The following is a 20,694-nucleotide window of genomic DNA, read 5'->3' as shown; positions in this document are numbered from 1 at the left end:
AGTGCAGGCCGGCCCGAACCCGGCCCGCACGGTGAACACGTTATCCTAATGGTATCGGCCACGCTCTGTTGTACTGGAGACCAGCATGTCGCATCCGCTGACGGGCAACCGTTCGGAACCCATTGATATCGAAGCCCGGTTGACCGACGTCCGGGGCCGTATCGAGGCTGCCGCGCAGCGTTACGATCGCGACCCGGCCACTATTCAGCTGGTGGCCATCAGCAAGACCAAACCGGCGGCTCTGGTCGAGGCGGCGCTCGCCGCCGGCCAGCACGATTTCGGCGAAAACTATCTCCAGGACGCACTGGCCAAGATCGAAGCCCTGGCCGAGCGCGACATCGCCTGGCATTTCGTGGGCGATATCCAGTCCAACAAGACCCGCGATATCGCCGCCCACTTCGCCTGGGCGCATGCCGTGGATCGGTTCAAGATTGCGCGTCGACTGTCCGAGCAGCGCCCAGAAGGCGCCGACCCGCTCAATGTGTGCATCCAGGTCAATATCGATGCCGAAGCCAGCAAATCCGGCTTGGCCCCGAATGAGGTCGCCGAACTGGCCGACCGTTTGACCGAGCTGCCCGGCATCCGTCTGCGCGGGCTGATGGCACTGCCGAGTTATGCCGAGGATCTCGACGCCCAGCGCCGGCCGTTCGCGGCGCTGCGCGAATTGCGCGACGAGATCAATGCCCGTGGCCATACGCTAGATACGCTATCGATGGGCATGAGCGCCGATCTCGAGGCCGCGATCGCCGAAGGCGCGACCCATGTGCGGATCGGCACTGCCATTTTCGGCCCGCGCGACTCCTGAGATCGATTGCGGATTTTTGGCTGAACCGCAATAGCGGCCAAGCCGCAAGATCGACTTTCGACGATTTATGCCAATCCGCTTCGCGGCTAAACTGCCCGATACCACGCAAGCCGGCGATCAAAAATGAGTAAACAGGACGAACTGAAGCGCGCCGCGGCCGAGGCCGCTTACGAATACGTGGTCGAAGACGACTATATCGGTATCGGCACCGGCTCGACGGTCGATCACTTCATCGACGTGTTAGCCGAGCGCCGGCCGGCGTTGCGCGGCTGTGTCTCCAGCTCGGAGGCAACCACGGCCCGGCTCAAAAAAGCCGGCTTCGACGTCGAAACACTCAACTACGCCGGCAACCTGCCCGTTTATGTCGACGGGGCCGACGAGGTCAATCGACGCCTGGAAATGATCAAGGGCGGCGGTGGCGCGCTGACCCGTGAAAAAGTCATCGCCAGCGTGTCGCGGCGCTTTGTCTGCATGGTCGACGAATCCAAGGTAGTCGACATTCTGGGCCATTTCCCACTGCCGATCGAAGTGATCGAGATGGGGCGCAGCGCTATCGCCCGTCAACTGGTGCAGCTCGGCGGCGCCCCCGAGCTGCGCGAGGACTTCAAGACCGACAACGGCAACCCGGTACTGGATGTCTACAACCTCGATCTATCGAACGCCACCGCGATGGAAGACCGGCTCAACGCTATTCCCGGAGTAGTGACGGTCGGCCTGTTCGCCCGCCGACCGGCCGACGTTCTGTTGGTGGCTGGGGCCAACGGCGTGAACACGCTGACCCGCTAGGGCGGGTCGAGGGTTCGTGCGCGTCCGCGCCACGGGCGGTTGGGCAGCAAGCCGAGGCGCCGTGAGTACGGCGTAGTGGCATGACGTGCGTGAGCGGCCATGCTGGATTGCGGCCCAACAGCCGTTGTTTCGAAGGGTTGTGCCCCAAATCGCGTCGGGCGGCGTTATGCACTTTGACCGGGGCATGCCACGATATAGCGGCTCGTGCCTCGTCGGCTGCGATTTGGAGCGGCAACGCCGCGCACGGTTTTCGCCCCTTGGGGCCAACGGCCGTTCGGTCGCATGCCAGCGCTGCAACCGCCTGACCCGAATCAAGATACGGCGTTTGCTGCGTCTCGTCTTGCCGCACGACAGCGCTAAGCGCGGACTTAATACCGCACCGTAAACAGGGCCCCAGGCCAAACCCCGAGCTTGTCCGCAGCCGGTTCGAACCAGCTGCGGCATGCCGCTATCGTTTTCAACTCGGCGCGTTATTGCTGCGCCGACCCAACCGTTATCGCCTGTGACCGATACCCAGCCCCCCCTGACCCCGAGCACCCCGCTGGTCACCCTGATGGCCGTGGCCTGTGGGCTGGCAGTGGCCAATATCTACTATGCCCAGCCGCTGCTGGATCTTTTGATGCGCAGCTTCGATATCGGCAGCGGCACCGCCTCGCTGATCGTGACCGTGACCCAGATCGGCTATGCCGCCGGGCTGGTGTTTCTGGTGCCGCTCGGCGACCAGGTCAATCGTCGCCGCCTGATCAGCTGGACCGCTGCCGGCACTAGTGCCGCACTCGCCGCGGCCATGCTCAGCCCAGGTTTCGGCTGTTTCGTGATCGCCAGTTTCTTCATCGGCGTGACCGCGGTCTGTGCCCAGATCATGGTGCCGATGGCCGCGCATCTGGCCGAAGACGGTCAGCGCGGCGCCGTCGTTGGCCGGGTGATGAGCGGCCTGTTGATCGGCATTCTTCTGGCGCGGGCGTTTTCCGGCATCGTGGCCGATCTCGCCGGCTGGCGCGCGGTCTTTGGCATTGCCGCCCTGACCATGCTCGCCCTCGCGGCGGTGCTGTATCGTGCCTTGCCCGAAGAAATCCCCACCACCGCCCGGCTGTCCTATCCCCAGACCCTGCGCTCGGTCGGCGCCCTGCTGCGCGACGAACCCACCCTGCGCCGGCGCATCGTCTACGGCGGCTGTGGTTTTGCCGGCTTTACCATCGTCTGGACCGCACTGCCGTTTCTGCTGGCCAGCGCGCCCTACCACTACAGCGAAACCACGATCGGTCTGTTCAGCCTGTTAGGCGCAGCCGGCGCGCTGGGCGCGAATGCGGCCGGGCGTCTGCACGACCGGGGCTACGGCCAGCGGGCGGTAGCCGGCTTCATGCTGGCCGCGATCCTGTCGTTCGCCGGCATGGGGCTGTTCAGTACCCATATACTGGCGATCGCGCTGGGCCTGTTTTTCATGGATCTCGGTGTCCAGGGCGTCCAGATTCTCAACCAGAGCACGATCTACGGGCTGCGCCCGGAAGCCCGCAGCCGTATCACGACCGCCTATATCGGCTGTTTCTTCATGGCCGGGGCGGCCGGCTCGGCACTGGCCGGGGTAAGCTACGAACTGGGCGGCTGGCCCGGCACGATGGCAGTTGCCGGCGTGCTCGAAGCCGCAGCGCTTATGTTCTGGGCCACCGAGCGATAACCCCGATTGCGCACCATCGCATCGCAGCCTAGCCTGTCGGCCCAGGCCTTTCATCGACCAGCCGGATCGCCACCATGCCCGACGTCTTCAACATTACTCTGGAATGCCACGGGGCGCTTATCGAGCATTTGGGCGGCGAAACCGTGGCGCTACAGCTCGAGCCGCCACATACGACGGCCCATTTGCTGGACCAGGCTCGTGTGCACTGGCCCGATGCTGCCGGCCTGTTATCGCGTACCGCCTGTGCCCGCGGCGATGCCCTGCTCACCCCGGATGCCCCGCTGACCCACGACGATACCATCGCGCTGATTCCGCCGGTTTCCGGTGGCCAGTCAGCCACTGATCACGACGCCCATCTGACCGAAGCACCGTTGGATCTGGATGCGCTGATGGCCGAAACCGAGGACGAACAAAGCGGCGCCCTGGTGGTGTTTGGCGGCACCGTCCGCCTGAATAACGAAGGCCGCGAAGTCGAATCCATGGATTATTCGACCTATGGCCCACTGGCCGCCCGTACCCTGGCCGACATCGAACACGAAACCCTCGCGGCCTTCGATATCCGCGCCTGTCGCCTGCAACATCGCACCGGGCGTTTAGGGCTGGGCGCAGTCAGCGTGTATGTCGTCGTCCGCGCGGTGCATCGGCGTGCGGCATTCGAGGCCGCCGAGCACGCCCTGGAACAGCTCAAGGCCCGCGTGGCCGTGTGGAAGAACGAACACTATCGCGACGGCAGCAGCGCCTACCTCGAGGGCACGGAAGTCGCGCGCCCCGAGCGCCCGCGCTGATCGTCGACATCCCAAGGAGTCTTGCTCGTGAAAAACGTCGGCATGAAACCCGATACACTGCGCTCGGCGCATGCCGCTGCCCGCTTCTATGCCCCGGCCGACTGCCTGGAGCGCATCGCGGCACGCGATACCGAAAAAGGCGACCCGCAGGCCAGCGCCCGGATTGCCGGTATTCTGGCGGCCAAGCGCACCGACGAACTATTGCCGCTGTGCCATCCGCTACCCATCCATGCTGCCGAAGTGCATTTTTCGATCGAGGCCGACCATGTCGCGATCGAGGCCGAGGTCCATACCATCGGCCCGACCGGGGTCGAAATGGAGGCCCTGACCGCTGCCAGCATGGCCGCGCTGACCCTCTACGACATGCTCAAGCCCTATGCCGAGCCTGAAGCGCTGTCGATCGGCAACACCCACCTGCTAGACAAGACCGGCGGCAAGAGCCACTACTCGCGCCGGCTCGAGGCCCCATTGGCCGCGACTGTCGTCATGGTGTCCGACCCGGTCTTCGACGGCCACAAACCGGATACCGCGGGCCGCCAGGTCGCCGACGGACTGATCGGCGCCGGCTTCGACCCGGTGGACTACCGACTGCTCGGCGACGATCCGCAGGCGGTCGGCGAAACGGTGGATGCGGCCGTGGCCGCCCATACACCGCTGATCGTGACCGTAGGCGGGACCGGCATCGGGCCGAAGGACAAAGTCGTAGAAACCGTCGAGCCCAAGTTGACCACCCCCATGCCCGGGCTGATGGAAACCGCGCGGGCTTTCGGCCAGAAACGTAGCCCCTATGCCGTGCTATCGCGCGGCGTCTCGGGTTTCATCGGCAACAGCCTGGTGCTGACCTTCCCCGGCAGCCGTACCGGATCCGAAGAGACCCTGGCCGCCTTGTTGCCGAGCATCGTCCATATACTCGAGATTCATCAGCGATTCGCCAGCGGACGCTAGGGCCGCGAGTCCGTGCCCAGAGCGGTTTGCGGGGCTGTTGGGCGGCAAACCGCAATACTGCAAGTGCGGCGTCGTTGCGCAACATTAATGAGCGGCTACGCTGGGTTGCGGCCAAACAACCGATGTTACGAAGGGGGCGCCCCAAATCGCATCAGGCTGCGTTACCAGCCTTGATCGAGACCGGCAACGCGGCTCGCGCGGGTTGGGTTCTTTAAACGCTGCGATGCGGCAGGCCATGGCTGCCGGGCTATAACCGCAGTCCAAACGAACGCTGCATGACCGTTCGACGTCAAAGCCTGCCTCTTCGGATGATCGCTGGCCGGTCTTTAACGGACGCGCTCCAGACATCAACACAGCGCCGGGCCCCTGCTCGGAGGCCTCAACGATAGGCGCTGGCTAATCGGCGTCAGGGCCAGGCCTGACGCAGCAAGCCTGTGCCAACGGGCCATACGACAGCGATCGCATGCGTTGCTGCTGCGCGACTCACAACACAGCGAAGGCATATCGCACACTGGCAAACACAAACGCGCAGCCTTTCTCTGCAGCGCCGAATACAGCTGGGTCCGATCCGGTCTCGGAAATACGCCGCGGCGGCCCGAATAGGCTGCCCGCAGGCTGCTCTGCTTCCGAACGCTTTCCGGTAATTTTAAAATGGTTGTCGGCGCCCGGGCGTCCGGGCGGTCATCGTACCTCGCGCCTGCCGACGGCCGTAACGCCAACGACCGAATCATCGGCACGCCCGGGGATGATGGGCGCCGCTTGCCCCCTTCGCGGCTCGATCCATCTCGTGTGCGAGCACAGTTCGAGCCGGGCCCTGGGGGGCTGCGTGTCGCGAGCTTAGAACGCTGCCCGACGGTGACAGATCGTATTTATCGCATATAATGGCATATACAACTAATTGCTCAGTTGTCACTCGGCGTTTTTTGTCGTAAGCGCTATCCATTCGTTCGATCGCGGCCGTAGGCCCGGCGCGGGTCTGTGCTAGACCCGAGAGAGTATTCTTAAATCACATGCCAAAATCGTCTTCTTCCAGAGCGGGTATCATCCTGCTCGTCGCGAGCGCGCTGGCCGGGCTTGCTTTAGCCTTGTATGCCTATTTCACGCCTTTGACCGGTGTGACCGGTACAATCGGTGCACTCGCTCCCGTTGCAGTCAGTGCGATCGTTGCCGTACTGGCTTTGCTGTTGACCGGTGTAGACAGTCGTGCGGGCCGTATCGTACTGCGGCTCGTCATTCTGATCGGTCTCGCAGGCAATGCGTTCGCCGGGGTGCTGCTGCAGGAGTGGTGGGTCTGTATCGCGATGGCGGTCGGCTTCGTCGGCCTACTCATCGATATGCTGTCTTCCCGCGCCGCTTATTGAGTCCTTGCCATGAGAAATTTTTCCATGACTATTTCTTTTTCCGTTGTGCAGCGCGCCGCAGTGGCGACTGCACTTGCCCTATCTACCGTTTCGGCCCCGCTCTGGGCCCAGTCGACGGCCGACGACGCAGCCGCCGATAGCGCCTCGAAGACCACCTCTGAAAACGCCGACACGGATAAGAGTGCCCAGTCGGATACCGGGGTAACCTCGCTCACCCCCGACACCTCCGACTGGGATACCTTCCACGGCCAGCTGAGCGCCCAGAAGTACAGCCCGCTCGATCAGATCAACGCCGACAACGTCGGCCAGCTGAAAAAAGCCTGGAGCTTTCATACCGGCGATATGTCGGACGGCAGCGGCGACAAGCCAGCCTCGGTCTGGTCGGCCACCCCGGTGTTCGCCAACGACACGATCTATATCGGCACGCCGTTCTATCGTCTGATCGCGCTGAACCCGGCCACCGGCAAAGAAAAATGGAGCTTCAATACCAAGAGCTCGCTCAAGCCGCTCACCCAGCCGGCCCTGAAAAACCGTGGCGTGGCCTACTGGGCCGCTGACGACCCGAAGCCGAACGAGTCCTGCCAGAAGATCGTCTACATGGGCACCATGGATGCCCGTCTGTATGCGCTCGATGCCGACACTGGACAGAAATGCCGTGATTTCGCCGACAACGGCGTGCTCGACGTCAACCAGTGGAACAACACCCATAACAAGTGGCCGTTGTCGTTGCTGCAGCCGCCGACCGTGGTCGGCGATCATCTGATCCTCGGCTGGGCCGGCAAGGACTGGGCCTTCGAACAGGCCCCGCCCGGCACGGTCTGGTCAATCAATGCCCGAACCGGCAAAAAGGAATGGACGTTCAACGCGCTGAGCCCGGAGATGCGCCAGAAGAGCGGCACCGCCAACGTCTGGACCGGGATGTCGATCGACAAGAAGCTGGGCCTGGTCTACGTGCCGGTGTCCTCGCCGTCGCCGAACTACTGGGGTGGCAACCGCACCGAGAAAGCGCCGCTGGCGACCTCCACCACCGCGTTGGATGTCGATACCGGCAAGGTCGTATGGTCGCGCCAGTGGGTCCACCACGACGTCTGGGATTACGACATCAACGCTGCGCCGACGCTGATGAACATCACCGTCGACGGCAAGGACATTCCGGCTCTGGTCCAGTCGACCAAGATGGGCTTTTTGTTCGTGGTCAATCGCCGGACCGGCAAGGACGTCTGGCCGATCGAAGAGCGTCCGGTGCCGCAGGGCGATGGTTCGGTCAAGGGCGAAAAACTCTCGCCGACCCAGCCGTTCCCGACCAAGCCCAAGCCGCTGCTCGACCAGTCCAAGAAGCCGGATGTCTGGAAGCTGGCAGACGCAGTCGGTGCCGGCCAGTGCTCGCGACTATGGAACAAGCTCGACTATCGCGGCATGTATACCCCGCCGACCACCAAGGGTGAAGGTGCTCTGACCTATCCGGATAGCGCCGGCGGCGTGCAGTGGGGCGGTGTATCGTTCGACCCCGAAAGCCAGACCGCGGTGGTCAACGTCTCGCACATCGTGCAGTACGTGAAACTCTACAACCGCGAAGACTACAAAAAAGCCAATACCGGCTCCGGCAACGAAGTTGGCTTTTCGCCGCAGACCGGCGCGCCCTACGGCATGCGCCTCAAGGTCGCCCGCAACTGGCTCGGCATGCCCTGCTGGAAACCGCCGTATGGCGAGCTGGTGGCCATCGACATGCATACCGGCGACGTGAAATGGCGGCGTCCGGTCGGCGCTACGCAGCAGTACGGCTTCTTCATGCCGGACAGCTGGGGCTCGCCGACCATCGGCGGCTCGGCCGTGACCGCGGGCGGTGTGATCTTCATCGGCGCTTCGATGGACTCCAAGGTCCGGGCCTACTCGCTCAAGGACGGCAAGGAACTTTGGTCCGACCAGGCCGAAGCACCGGTCGTGGCCAATCCCTCGGTCTATGAGTACAAGGGCCGCGAGTACATCGCCTTCGTTTCCGGCGGCAACACCATCCTCAAGGACCAGGTTGGCGACCAGCTGGTGGTCTATGCCCTGCCCAAGAAGGGGGGCGAAGATCAGTCGGAAGATCAGTCGGAAGATCAGTCCGGGGATCAGTCCGGGGATCAGTCCGGGGATCAGTCCGGGGATCAGTCCGGGGATCAGTCCGAGGACCAGGACCAGGACCAGGACCAGGACCAGGACCAGGACCAGGACCAGGACCAGGACCAGGATAGCCAGTAAGGCGTTCCTGCATCAGCGAAACAAGGGCGGATCTTTGGATCCGCCTTTTTTATGTCGGCCCAATCCGAGCGCGCCCGGCTCGATCCAGCGTCACCGACTACCCAGCCCCTTGCCACACGCACGCCATTGCCACGGCAGCGTGGATCGATCTGCCACGCTGTAACCGTGCGATACGCGCCTACCGCGCGCCGTTCGACTTGGATATAGCCGCTCATCGGCGACGGCCCACTTCAGCCAGTCACTTGTGCACAACGATTTGTGGGCGGACTGCTGTGATAGGCAAACGGGCCGGGCCACTGCCCAACCGGGCCACCCCACTGGCGTAGCGGGTACGCGCTCGCTCACAACATGGGCCGATTGATAAGCCGTGGGCGGCAATTCGGCCCGGGCACTATCGTGGCCAAGACCGATGAAAGAGGTCTGCAAGTCCTGCCTGGCGACTGCTGAAAATCACAATGGCGACAAGACACGGCGTGGCAAGCCTAGCGTCGCAATACCCAGCGTAAGCGCGACGACGCTAGATTACCGCCGTGCCCCATCCCAGCGCTCGCATCTTCCCGTGGGCGCCTATACCAATGCACCTCGAGCGTCTGGCGATGCTGCAAGTGGCACGCCCAGCGCCGGCGACTCGTCCCTTGCCGAACACGATGGGCGATCACCAATATGGCGCGCATATGACAGCTTAACGAACCCTAGGCCGTGGCTGCGCTTGGCCCACGAGCGCCTACGGCATGCCCTTGGGCTTGAGTTGGCCTCAAAGATTATCCAGCCGCTGCCAGGCCTGTTCGGCCAGCGCCAGCGATTTGATCATGGCGACCATGCGCTGGCCTGGCTGGGGCTGGAGGGCTGCCGCCGAACGCCGTGTGATTCGGGCATCCAGGCGCTGGCCGTCGACGTCGAGCACCACGTCCACGGCATAGTTGTTGTCGTCTGGATGTACATCGACCACGGTACCGGCCAGTTGATTGAGGGCACTGGTCTGATCCAGCGGCCGGCGCGCCAGGATTACGTCACGCGCCCGGACATGCACGGTCACGGCTTCGCCGATCGCATGGTCATCGAGCTGGGGAACGAACAAACGCTGGTGATCGCAGGCCAGCACGCTCAAGCCATGCTCGGGATCGTGGCCGGCGATATGCACATTCAATAACACGCCGGCCTGGGGCCCGGACTCCTGGCCCAGCAGATCGGGGCGTGCCAAAAATTCAGCGGTTGGCCCAGAAAACGCGATCCGACCGTTGCGTACTGCGGCAACGTATCGATTGGCCAGCCGCAGTAGCTCGTCGAGCTGGTGGCTAACGAACACGATCGGCAGCGCGCTTTCTGCACTCAGACGCTCGATATAGGGCAGCACCTCACGCTTGCGCGGCGCATCCAGCGAGGCCAGAGGCTCATCGAGCAGCAACAGATCGGGATCGGACAGCAGCGCCCGGCCGATCGCTACCCGCTGGGCTTCACCGCCGGACAGCCCTGCCGTACGGCGCGTCAGCAGATCGCCGATATCCAGCATCTCGACGACTTGCTCGAAGCGCGCACGACTAGGCCTGCGGCGAGCGAACCAGCCGCCATAGGCTAAGTTGTGCCGCACATTGAAGTGCGGAAACAGCCGCGCCTGCTGGAACACATAGCCGATCCGCCGCCGATGCGCCGGCAGATTGAGCCCGGTGGCGCTGTCGAAGACCCGACGCCCGGCGATCTCGACGTGACCGTTATCCGGCGTCGCCAGCCCGGCGATCACACGCAGCAGCGAACTCTTGCCGGCGCCCGAGGGGCCGAATAGACCCACTACGCGTTGTTCGGTCGACAGCGCACAGTCCAGCTCGAAATCGCCCTGGCGCATACGGATATCTAGCGAAATACTCATGCCTGTAGCCGTTTCACGCGACGAGCGATCAGCTCCGACACCAGCAGCGCCGACAGCGACACCGCCACCGAAATCACGATCAGCTGCGCCGCCTGGGCCTCGCCGCCCGGCACCTGAATAAAGGTGTAAATCGCTAACGGCAGCGTTCGGGTCTCGCCCGGGATATTCGAGGCAAACGTGATGGTCGCGCCGAACTCACCCAGCGCGCGGGCAAAAGCCAGTACCAGACCCGCGATCACCCCGGGCAGCGCCAGCGGTACGGTCACTGTCAACCAGACCAGTACCGGCCGCGCGCCGAGCGTGGCCGCGGCCGACTCGATACGCAGATCGATCGCCTCGAGCGAGAGCCGGATCGGGCGCACCATCAACGGAAAACCCATGATCGCCCCGGCCAATGCCGCGCCCGTCCAGTGGAAGGCGAACACCAGCCCCAGATGCTCGTCCAGCCAACCACCGATCAAGCCGCGCCGACCGAGCACCACCAACAGTAGATAACCGGTCACCACCGGCGGCAATACCAGCGGCAGATGCACGACCGCATCCACCAGCATGCGCAGCCGCGATCGGGAGCGCGCCAAAAACCAGGCCACGATCAGAGCCAACGGCAGGCTGCCCGCAACGGCCGTGCCGGCGACCTTCAGGCTGAGTTGAACGACCTCGATCTGAGCGGCATCGAGCACGCAAAATTCCTTGTCCGGGGTTGTTGAACCGATTCAGCGCCGCGGCTGATCGGCGCTCGCAGGCAATGCAGGCCGACCATAACCGCTCCGTCTACCCGACGCGAGCGGCGCGAGCGGCGCGAGCGATCGTTGCGCGCAACCGCTCGGGTTGATCTTCGCCGACCGCGCCTACTGCTTAGCGACCACCTTGAAGCCCCAGCGCTTGAAAATCTTCCGTGCCTGGTCGGATTTCAGATAGCCCAGAAACTCAGCATCCTGCGGGTTGTCGCTATCGGCGGTCGCAGCGGCCGGATAGATGATCGGCTTGTGGCTGGCCGAAGGGAAGGTATCGACCACCCGTACGCCCTGATCGGCCACCGCGTCCGAGGAATACACCACGCCCAGCGGCGATTCACCGCGCGAAACCAGTGCAAGAGCGGCGCGCACATCGTCGCCCTGCGCAATATGGCCTTGCATCTGCGACCAGACATCGAGCCACTGCAACGCATGCTTGCCGTAGATTCCGGCGGGTACGGCATCGGTATTGGCCATTGCCAAATACTGGTGATCGCCCAGAGCGGCGGCCAGATCCATGTGTTGGGTCAGCTCGACCTGGGTATCGCTATCCTTCGGCGCGATCAGCACCAGCGAATTGCCCAGCAGATCGTAGCGGCTGGCTCGATCGATCAGGCCATCTTCGGCCAGCTTGTCCATCCACTGTTGATTGGCCGACACATACACATCGGCCGGCGCCCCGCTTTCGATCTGGCGGGCCAGCGTCGAACTGCCGGCATAGCTGACTTTGACCGGCGGGCCGTCGTGGCTGGCGTCGTAGGCTTGGGCAACGCCGTCCATCGCATTCTTGAGACTGGCTGCTGCGAATACCACCAAGGGCTGCTGGCTGTCCGCGGTGGCCGCAGTAGCGGTGTGGGCGCCGCCGACCACGATCAGGGTCGCGGTCGCAAGACCCAACAAGCCGCGGGACGCATTTTTGAACAACGTGACCATCATCACTCTCTTTTCGTGCGGAATATCGCCGGCCGGACGGCGCGGTCATTTCGATATGCACGCTACTACATATCGATAGACGCTTAAAGCGATGGCCGAACTTCGATCCGAGTTATCGGTCACAGACTATGTTCCATACACTTAACCGGCGTCGCCGGGCCGCACACCCGATAAGGAGCCTGCATGCCCCGTCTCACCCTATGCGGACCACGTACCCCATTCTGGACAGGTCCGGCCGTCCTTACGGCCGCGGCGATCGTGTTCGCGATGCCCGCGGCGGCCCAGACCGACAGCCCCGCCGCGACCGACAACGATACCGCCGTATCCGCCCAGGACCGCGCCCAGACGCCATCGCAGCCCGGCACCAACAACAACGCAGGCCCAGAAGGCCCAGAAGGCCCAGAAGGCCAAGACAAACCGAACACGCCCCCCTCGCAGCGCCTGCCCGCGCCCAAACCGAGCGACTACGGCGCCTCGACTTTCAATGGCCCAAGCGATGCCGAGCTCGACCAGTTTCATGCCACGCACCAGCCGCCCCAGCAAACCGAGTCCACCGCCCAGGGCGATAGCGGTGCTGCGCCCCCGAGCGGCCCCGACAATACCGGCCTACCGGCCGATGCCGACCTGTCGGACGAACCAGCGATGGACGATACCTCGAGCAACGACAGCGACTACGGCGCCAGCACCAATAACGACGCCGATGCACCGGCTTCGGACGACGACTGGAACCCGTGACAGCCGCTGCATAAGCCGCCGCGCATCCCGATCGTAGAACCGGGCCGTATACTAGGGCTGAGAATCCCGGCAACTGTCCGAGAGCGAGGCGGCTCATGCATACCCAACGCCCGACGCGGCTGATCAAGCGCCATAGCCTGGCGACCCGGTTCTGGCACTGGGTCAACGCGCTGTGTCTGCTGGTATTGCTGATGAGCGGGCTGCAGATCTTCAACGCCCATCCGGCGCTGTACTGGGGCCACGACTCGAACTTCGACGCGCCGTTCCTCTCCATCGGCGCCCAGCGCGATGCCAGCGGCGACCCGATGGGCTATCTCCGGATCGACGGCCTGCAAATCCCGACCACCGGCGTGCTTGGCTGGTCCGAAGTCGGCGGCCAGATGCAGGTTCGGGCCTTTCCGGCCTGGGCTACCCTGCCCGGGCCACAGTGGCTGTCGCTGGGCCGGCAATGGCATTTCACTGCGGCCTGGGTATTCGGTGTCCTGCTGGCGGCCTACCTGATCTATTCCCTGCTCAGCCGACGCCGGCGCCGTTTGATCGGCGTCCATCGCGGGGAACTCGGCCACTTCGGCCAGGAAGTCGTGCAGCACGCCAAGTTCCGCTTCCCGCGGATGCGCGATTACAACATCATCCAGAAGCTGAGCTATCTGCTGGTACTGTTCGTGCTGTTGCCGCTGATGATTTTCACCGGCCTGACCATGTCGCCGACCATGGATGCCGCCTGGCCCTGGCTGACGCATGTATTCGGCGGCCGCCAGAGTGCGCGCAGCATCCATTTCATCTGTGCCTTTTTGCTGGTCGGCTTTTTTCTCGTGCACCTGCTTCTGGTATTGGTCTCCGGCGTGTTCAACAACATGCGCGCGATGATCACGGGCGGCTATCGCATCGACGACGAACCGGCCGCGACACCCGAACCCCAAGCCTCGGAGGGCCCGCGTCATGGCGAATAATCGAGGCCCCGATCGGCCTAATGCCAGACGCCGCCGCCTACTCGGCGGCCTGAGTGCGCTCGGCGCGACCAGTCTGCTGGCCGGCTGCGACTGGACCCAGAGCCAGGCAGTTCGAAGCTTTCTCGGCCAGACCGAAAAACTCACCCACGCCGCCCAGCGGCTGGTTGCCTCCGAGCAGTCGCTGGCCCGCGAATACGACGCCAGCGAGATCGCCCCGACCTTTCGCCCCAACGGCAGTATCGATCCGCAGACGCCTGCCTACCAAAAACTTGTCGATACGAATTTCGAAGACTACCGGCTCGAGATCCACGGCCTGGTTGCACGGCCGGCGTCGTTTTCGCTGGCCGAACTCAAAGCCATGCCCGCGCGTACCCAGATCACCCGCCACGACTGCGTAGAAGGCTGGTCTTGCATCGGCCAGTGGACCGGCGTGGTGCTCGGCGACGTGCTGGCTCGGGCACAGCCGAAAGACCGTGCGAAATTCGTGGTCTTTCACTGCGCCGATCATCTCTACGGCTCGCCCCAGCCGTATTACGAAAGCCTCGACATGGTCGAGGCCTACCACCCGCAGACGATTCTGGCCTACGCGCTCAACGGCGCCGATCTGCCGGTGGCCAACGGTGCGCCGTTGCGCCTGCGGGCCGAGCGCCAACTCGGCTACAAAATGGCCAAATACGTTATGCATATCGAACTGGTGGAATCCTTCGCCGATATCCAGGGCGGCAAAGGCGGCTACTGGGAAGACCGCGGCTACGACTGGTGGGCCGGCGTGTAACCGCGGCCCCATAGGCCCAAGGGCACCTGCCCAGTCGAGTTCGCACCTACGGCGTGAAAACCGTTGCCGCCAAGGCTCGAGGCCTCGTATCCAATCGCAACAGCGCCTAAACTGCGCGCCAACCTGTTTTGCCGTCATCCGGCCCAACTGTTACCCCCATGTTTGAACTGTTCGAACGGCTCGTCGATCCGTTTCCGGAGGACGATCGCACCCCGCCCGATACCAGCCTTCCGCGGTTCATCGCCTTCTATGCCCGGCCGGTCTGGAAACTGCTGATCGCCACTGCCGTGCTCACCGCAGCCGCCTCGATCATCGAAGTATCGCTGTATGGTTTTCTCGGCCATATCGTCGACTGGTTTGCCACCAGCGACCGCGAGCACTTTATCGCCAACAATGCCTGGCAGCTGCTCGGCATGGCGGCGGTCGTGCTGCTGTTGTTGCCGGCGTTGGTATTCGGCCAAGGGCTGACCACCTTCCAGGCCATGGCGCCCAACGTGCCCATGCGCTTTCGCTGGCAGGTGCACCGCTGGCTGCTCGAACAGTCGCTGCCCTATTTCCAGGACGACTTCGCTGGCCGCATCGCCTCCAAGATGATGCAGACCGCGCTCGCCATCCGCGAAGTGATGATGAAATTCGTGGACGTGCTGCTGTACGTCGCGGTCTATTTCGGCGGCGTGGTGGTCATGGTCGCCGGGGCGGACTGGCGCCTGGCGCTGCCGTTTGGCGCCTGGCTGGCCGGCTATATCGGCCTGCTCAAATACTTCTTGCCGCGCCTACAGAGCATCGCCGAAGCTCAAGCCAATGCCCGCGCCGAAATGACCGGCCGGGTGGTCGATGCCTATACCAACATCGGCACCGTCAAACTGTTCGCCCATACCGAGCGCGAATCCGACTACGCCCGGGCCAGCATGAGCTCGTTTTTAAGCACCGTGTATACCCAGATGCGGCGCATCAACGGCTTCTACGCCAGCCTGTACCTGCTCAACGCCCTGCTGTTGTTCTCGGTGACTGGTCTGGGCATCGTCTTCTGGACCGAACAGGCCATTACCGCCGGCGCGGTCGCCACCGCCGTTGGGCTGGTCCTACAGATCAACGGTATGAGCCAGTGGATCATGTGGGAAGTCTCCAATCTGTTCGAGCATATCGGCACCATCCGCGACGGCATGGGCAGCTTTACCCGTAGCCGCGCGATCGTCGATGCCCCCAATGCCCGACCGCTGAACGTGCGCGCCGGCGGTATCGATTTCGAGCGCGTCGCCTTTCACTACGGCCGCAACGATGCCGGCGTCATCGCCGATTTCTCGCTGTCGATCGCCCCGGGCGAAAAAATCGGCCTGGTCGGCCGCTCCGGGGCCGGCAAGTCCACCCTGCTGTCACTGCTGCTGCGTTTTCACGAACTCGAAACCGGCCGCATCCGCATCGACAGCCAGGACATCACCGGCGTCACCCAAGCCTCGCTGCGCGAAGCCATCGGCATGGTCACCCAGGACACCGCCCTGCTGCATCGCTCGATCGCCGACAACATCCGCTACGGCCGACCGGAGGCCACCGAAGCCGAACTCTGGGCCGCGATCGATGCCGCCCATGCTGGCTTTATCCGCGACCTGGTCGACAACCAAGGCCGGCGCGGCCTCGATGCCCACGTCGGCGAACGCGGCGTAAAACTCTCCGGCGGCCAGCGCCAACGCGTGGCACTCGCCCGCGTGATGCTCAAAAACGCCCCGATCCTGCTGCTCGACGAAGCCACTGCCGCACTGGATTCCGAAATCGAAGCCGCTATCACCGACAACCTGCATCGGCTGATGGAAGGCAAAACCGTCATCGCCGTGGCCCATCGCCTATCCACCATCGCCCAACTCGACCGGCTCGTCGTCATCGACGAAGGCGCCATCGTCGAAACCGGCACCCACAGCGAACTGCTCGCCCGCGACGGCCTCTATGCCCGGCTCTGGTCGATGCAGTCGGGGGGATTTTTGGATTCGTGATATCAGCTGCACCCAATCCAGTACCACCCTACGCCCACATTTCGCGATGGACGCCCACGATTCGCTATAGTGAATAAAGCGCGGCTGACCCTTTTTTTAGGCCTAGTTACAGCGGCAAAATAAACAAGGACTTACAGCGTAGCCAAAAATTTGGGTCAGCCAAGACTCTTTGCACTTTATTCTTTAATAATCCGTTACTTACGATTTTTTCGTTCTTGTTCGCTGCCGCGTAGGCAGCTAAGAAAGCCGTCGAACGCTGGCGCGCGGCGGGCAGCCCGTTCGCTGCCGCGTAGGCAGCTAAGAAAACGAGACAGCATCGCCCACATGTCCGCATTGCGTTCGCTGCCGCGTAGGCAGCTAAGAAATGGCACTAGAGACAATGCGCGACCTCATGACGGTTCGCTGCCGCGTAGGCAGCTAAGAAATTTGCGTTTGCCGCCGTGGTTATTCATAACTCGTTCGCTGCCGCGTAGGCAGCTAAGAAAAATGGATGTCCGGGCCGGCAATTCGGTTCAGAGTTCGCTGCCGCGTAGGCAGCTAAGAAATGTACCGGCACCGCGACCCGCCACGTCAATGAGTTCGCTGCCGCGTAGGCAGCTAAGAAACGGCGCATCGGTATTGACATAGTACGTCGCGAGTTCGCTGCCGCGTAGGCAGCTAAGAAATGTCGTGATTCGATAACACGCAAAACATTCGAGTTCGCTGCCGCGTAGGCAGCTAAGAAACAGGATGGAAACGATATGGGTGCTGCTTACGAGTTCGCTGCCGCGTAGGCAGCTAAGAAATTCGCCAACTGATGCCCCGCGGATGGTGTCGGTGTTCGCTGCCGCGTAGGCAGCTAAGAAATGCATGTTCTGGGCGCCGCGCTGGGCGTATTCGTTCGCTGCCGCGTAGGCAGCTAAGAAAAACATCAGCGCACCTCCCGGCAACTGGCCAGCGTTCGCTGCCGCGTAGGCAGCTAAGAAATATCGAGTAATCAATACAGACCCCGAAAATGTGTTCGCTGCCGCGTAGGCAGCTAAGAAATTATGATCGGCCCGATGTTTATTGAATTCTAGGTTCGCTGCCGCGTAGGCAGCTAAGAAATTGATGTAGCGACGGCGGCTGCCGTTCTGCCAGTTCGCTGCCGCGTAGGCAGCTAAGAAAACCGGCTGACCACGAAAGAGAAGCGGGTTCTCGTTCGCTGCCGCGTAGGCAGCTAAGAAAGATTCGGTGCTGATTGCGGCCGTCACCGGCGCGTTCGCTGCCGCGTAGGCAGCTAAGAAAAACAAAGCTAGCCCGGACACTCAGTATGGGCTGTTCGCTGCCGCGTAGGCAGCTAAGAAAGTTTCAACGCCCAAATCCTCGGCGGCACGCTCGTTCGCTGCCGCGTAGGCAGCTAAGAAAACAGTGGCGGCAATACGTGTCCGGGGTTTCGTGTTCGCTGCCGCGTAGGCAGCTAAGAAAAAAGACCACTGTTCCAGATATGCTCGAAATAGGTTCGCTGCCGCGTAGGCAGCTAAGAAACATGTATTTGCCCACATGGTCATTCTTCAAAAGTTCGCTGCCGCGTAGGCAGCTAAGAAATAGACCCGAAGAACGTAGACAAGTTCTATACTGTTCGCTGCCGCGTAGGCAGCTAAGAAATACCCATCATCCTAACTCACTACACGCAGAGAGTTCGCTGCCGCGTAGGCAGCTAAGAAACGAAGCGTCGAGCGAGCGATGCCGGTTTCTTTGTTCGCTGCCGCGTAGGCAGCTAAGAAATTAATCGGCCCGTTCGGCAACTCTTGAAACAGGTTCGCTGCCGCGTAGGCAGCTAAGAAAAGCGATATGTACGTGGATGCGTACAACACGGGGTTCGCTGCCGCGTAGGCAGCTAAGAAAACGATTCCTCGCCCGGGCCCCAGCCGACGACTGTTCGCTGCCGCGTAGGCAGCTAAGAAATAATGCGCGGGCTTACGTCTCATAAGACAAGGGTTCGCTGCCGCGTAGGCAGCTAAGAAAGTACGCCTGGGCAAGCTGCTGTAGCTCGGTATGTTCGCTGCCGCGTAGGCAGCTAAGAAAGTGTCCGCGGCCCATATTGATACAGCGTTGCCGTTCGCTGCCGCGTAGGCAGCTAAGAAATCACGCCAACCTCGGAAAATAGGCGGTTTGTAGTTCGCTGCCGCGTAGGCAGCTAAGAAATAATGCGCGGGCTTACGTCTCATAAGACAAGGGTTCGCTGCCGCGTAGGCAGCTAAGAAATCCCTTTCTTCCTCATCGAAATCCTCGCTTTCGTTCGCTGCCGCGTAGGCAGCTAAGAAATGGAAGTCGACGACATATCGCACGCCGCCGGGGTTCGCTGCCGCGTAGGCAGCTAAGAAAGCTGAAAAACGCGGTGCTCGGCTAAGCCGTGAGTTCGCTGCCGCGTAGGCAGCTAAGAAATGTAGCTCGGTGAGGGCATGGCCTTCCGGCGCGTTCGCTGCCGCGTAGGCAGCTAAGAAAGGTTACGATTTCGGCGCCCTGGGCATCCGTTGGTTCGCTGCCGCGTAGGCAGCTAAGAAACACAGGAGCCCTTATGGCAATTACCGCACGCAGTTCGCTGCCGCGTAGGCAGCTAAGAAAACCTGCCCGAAGCTCAAGACGCCGGCAGTTCGGTTCGCTGCCGCGTAGGCAGCTAAGAAAAGTCACACTGTCGTAGCCCAGGCGCACGGCGTGTTCGCTGCCGCGTAGGCAGCTAAGAAAAACTCGTCGGCGATTTCGTCCACCGCAGTGCTGTTCGCTGCCGCGTAGGCAGCTAAGAAACAGACGTGCGGGTCAATCGTGCGGTACAGGCGGTTCGCTGCCGCGTAGGCAGCTAAGAAACATATGAACGCCGATCTTCGACCGAAAACGATGTTCGCTGCCGCGTAGGCAGCTAAGAAATGGCGAATCTCCCGTAAATAAATCTCGGCATCGTTCGCTGCCGCGTAGGCAGCTAAGAAAATGGTCAGGTTGTCAGGTGACAACTACGCCGGGTTCGCTGCCGCGTAGGCAGCTAAGAAATGCTGCAGGGATCAATCGATTGGATGGACCCAGTTCGCTGCCGCGTAGGCAGCTAAGAAAAAACGGTGAACGAGGGCGGGTTGCGTTTCACGGTTCGCTGCCGCGTAGGCAGCTAAGAAAGTATCAGGCCGGCGGCAACGGCCGGCGCCTGCGTTCGCTGCCGCGTAGGCAGCTAAGAAATAGCAAGCGGCCGCCAACTTGCCTTGATGAATGTTCGCTGCCGCGTAGGCAGCTAAGAAAATAGCCAGTTGCAACTGGATTGCTATTTGTGCGTTCGCTGCCGCGTAGGCAGCTAAGAAACAGTAAGCTCAAAGCGTTCCAACTATTTCTCGGTTCGCTGCCGCGTAGGCAGCTAAGAAATGCGTTTACGTTGGGGCTGCCCTTGGCGACGGGTTCGCTGCCGCGTAGGCAGCTAAGAAATCAACGACAGCCTGGTCGCCGCGCACCGCTGGGTTCGCTGCCGCGTAGGCAGCTAAGAAAAAGGACTTGCGCCGGCAGCTCAACCAGCAGGGGTTCGCTGCCGCGTAGGCAGCTAAGAAAGGTCTCGCTTGTTAGAGACATGACCATCACACGTTCGCTGCCGCGTAGGCAGCTAAGAAACACTGCGTCCAACCGGCCTCGATCGCCTGGTTGTTCGCTGCCGCGTAGGCAGCTAAGAAATACGATACCCAACGCGCCATCGATGGCATGGCGCTCGCTGCCGCGTAGGCAGCTAAGAAAATTGGCTTCAAACCAGAGCGTTTGACCGGGGAGTTCGCTGCCGCGTAGGCAGCTAAGAAAAGAGGCCGCCGAAACAGCTCCGCCATACCTACGTTCGCTGCCGCGTAGGCAGCTAAGAAAAAGACCAAGGGTGACCAGTAATGGCAGCGACTGTTCGCTGCCGCGTAGGCAGCTAAGAAAAACTCGACGTACAGATCGTTGAATTGCTCTTTGTTCGCTGCCGCGTAGGCAGCTAAGAAAATATCCAACAGCGTGACCAGGTCGGATTCGAACGTTCGCTGCCGCGTAGGCAGCTAAGAAATACGATACCCAACGCGCCATCGATGGCATGGCGTTCGCTGCCGCGTAGGCAGCTAAGAAATCGAAGCCATAATATTGCGCCGGGAAGAAATTG

14 protein-coding genes and 1 CRISPR repeat array (1 of these 15 only partly in view) are annotated in these 20,694 nt (G+C 62.2%); of the genes, 11 read left to right on the top strand and 3 right to left on the bottom strand.

Going from position 1 to position 20,694, the window contains the following annotated elements; all coding sequences use genetic code 11:
* The first annotated feature begins 85 nt into the window (after positions 1 to 85).
* The 7 genes from V5738_RS06340 (at position 86) to V5738_RS06310 (ending at position 8,598) form a co-directional block, all read left to right on the top strand.
* On the top strand, positions 86 to 805 hold the full coding sequence (locus V5738_RS06340; RefSeq protein ID WP_423823579.1) for a YggS family pyridoxal phosphate-dependent enzyme: 720 nt from the start codon (positions 86 to 88) through the stop codon (positions 803 to 805).
* Positions 806 to 928: 123 nt separating this feature from the next.
* Entirely contained in the window at positions 929 to 1,591 is a 663-nt protein-coding gene (rpiA, locus tag V5738_RS06335; RefSeq protein WP_423823578.1) for a ribose-5-phosphate isomerase RpiA, read from the top strand.
* 502 nt (positions 1,592 to 2,093) lie between these two features.
* A complete protein-coding gene (locus V5738_RS06330) occupies positions 2,094 to 3,266 on the top strand; it encodes an MFS transporter (RefSeq protein ID WP_423823577.1) in 1,173 nt (390 codons plus the stop codon).
* Between the two features lie 74 nt (positions 3,267 to 3,340).
* Positions 3,341 to 4,051 carry a molybdenum cofactor biosynthesis protein gene (locus tag V5738_RS06325; protein WP_423823575.1) on the top strand — a complete coding sequence of 237 codons (711 nt, stop codon included), beginning with the start codon at positions 3,341 to 3,343 and terminating at the stop codon, positions 4,049 to 4,051.
* Positions 4,052 to 4,078: 27 nt separating this feature from the next.
* Positions 4,079 to 4,996, top strand: coding sequence for a bifunctional molybdenum cofactor biosynthesis protein MoaC/MoaB (gene moaCB, locus V5738_RS06320; RefSeq protein WP_423823574.1), 918 nt, complete (start codon positions 4,079 to 4,081; stop codon positions 4,994 to 4,996).
* 1,010 nt (positions 4,997 to 6,006) lie between these two features.
* On the top strand, positions 6,007 to 6,357 hold the full coding sequence (locus V5738_RS06315; protein ID WP_423823573.1) for a hypothetical protein: 351 nt from the start codon (positions 6,007 to 6,009) through the stop codon (positions 6,355 to 6,357).
* Positions 6,358 to 6,381: 24 nt separating this feature from the next.
* Positions 6,382 to 8,598: a pyrroloquinoline quinone-dependent dehydrogenase gene (locus V5738_RS06310; RefSeq protein WP_423823572.1), complete on the top strand. Its 2,217-nt coding sequence runs from the start codon at positions 6,382 to 6,384 to the stop codon at positions 8,596 to 8,598.
* A gap of 754 nt (positions 8,599 to 9,352) precedes the next feature.
* Here the strand turns inward: V5738_RS06310 and modC are convergent.
* The 3 genes from modC to modA all read right to left on the bottom strand — a co-directional run bounded on the left by modC (position 9,353) and on the right by modA (position 12,129).
* Complete coding sequence (gene modC / locus V5738_RS06305; protein WP_423823571.1) at positions 9,353 to 10,462, bottom strand: molybdenum ABC transporter ATP-binding protein; 1,110 nt, start codon at positions 10,460 to 10,462, stop codon at positions 9,353 to 9,355.
* A complete protein-coding gene (gene modB / locus V5738_RS06300) occupies positions 10,459 to 11,142 on the bottom strand; it encodes a molybdate ABC transporter permease subunit (protein WP_423823570.1) in 684 nt (227 codons plus the stop codon). The genes modC and modB overlap by 4 nt, the downstream gene beginning before the upstream one ends.
* Positions 11,143 to 11,310: 168 nt before the next feature.
* Entirely contained in the window at positions 11,311 to 12,129 is an 819-nt protein-coding gene (gene modA / locus V5738_RS06295; RefSeq protein WP_423823569.1) for a molybdate ABC transporter substrate-binding protein, read from the bottom strand.
* Between the two features lie 183 nt (positions 12,130 to 12,312).
* On the opposite strand from modA, the gene V5738_RS06290 reads away from it, so the two are divergent.
* The 4 genes from V5738_RS06290 (at position 12,313) to V5738_RS06275 (ending at position 16,574) form a co-directional block, all read left to right on the top strand.
* Positions 12,313 to 12,864 carry a hypothetical protein gene (locus tag V5738_RS06290; RefSeq protein WP_423823568.1) on the top strand — a complete coding sequence of 184 codons (552 nt, stop codon included), beginning with the start codon at positions 12,313 to 12,315 and terminating at the stop codon, positions 12,862 to 12,864.
* A 95-nt stretch (positions 12,865 to 12,959) separates the two neighbouring features.
* Complete coding sequence (locus tag V5738_RS06285; RefSeq protein ID WP_423823567.1) at positions 12,960 to 13,814, top strand: cytochrome b/b6 domain-containing protein; 855 nt, start codon at positions 12,960 to 12,962, stop codon at positions 13,812 to 13,814.
* On the top strand, positions 13,804 to 14,589 hold the full coding sequence (locus V5738_RS06280; protein ID WP_423823566.1) for a molybdopterin-binding protein: 786 nt from the start codon (positions 13,804 to 13,806) through the stop codon (positions 14,587 to 14,589). The genes V5738_RS06285 and V5738_RS06280 overlap by 11 nt, the downstream gene beginning before the upstream one ends.
* 158 nt (positions 14,590 to 14,747) lie before the next feature.
* On the top strand, positions 14,748 to 16,574 hold the full coding sequence (locus V5738_RS06275) for an ABC transporter ATP-binding protein (protein WP_423823565.1): 1,827 nt from the start codon (positions 14,748 to 14,750) through the stop codon (positions 16,572 to 16,574).
* A 217-nt stretch (positions 16,575 to 16,791) separates the two neighbouring features.
* Positions 16,792 to 20,694: direct repeats of the CRISPR family, unit length 28 nt; unit sequence GTTCGCTGCCGCGTAGGCAGCTAAGAAA; it runs 207 nt beyond the window's last position.

Origin of the sequence: Salinisphaera sp. SPP-AMP-43 (assembly GCF_049568105.1) — a bacterium.
GTDB lineage: Bacteria > Pseudomonadota > Gammaproteobacteria > Nevskiales > Salinisphaeraceae > Salinisphaera.
This window is presented reverse-complemented; position numbering and strand designations above follow the sequence as displayed.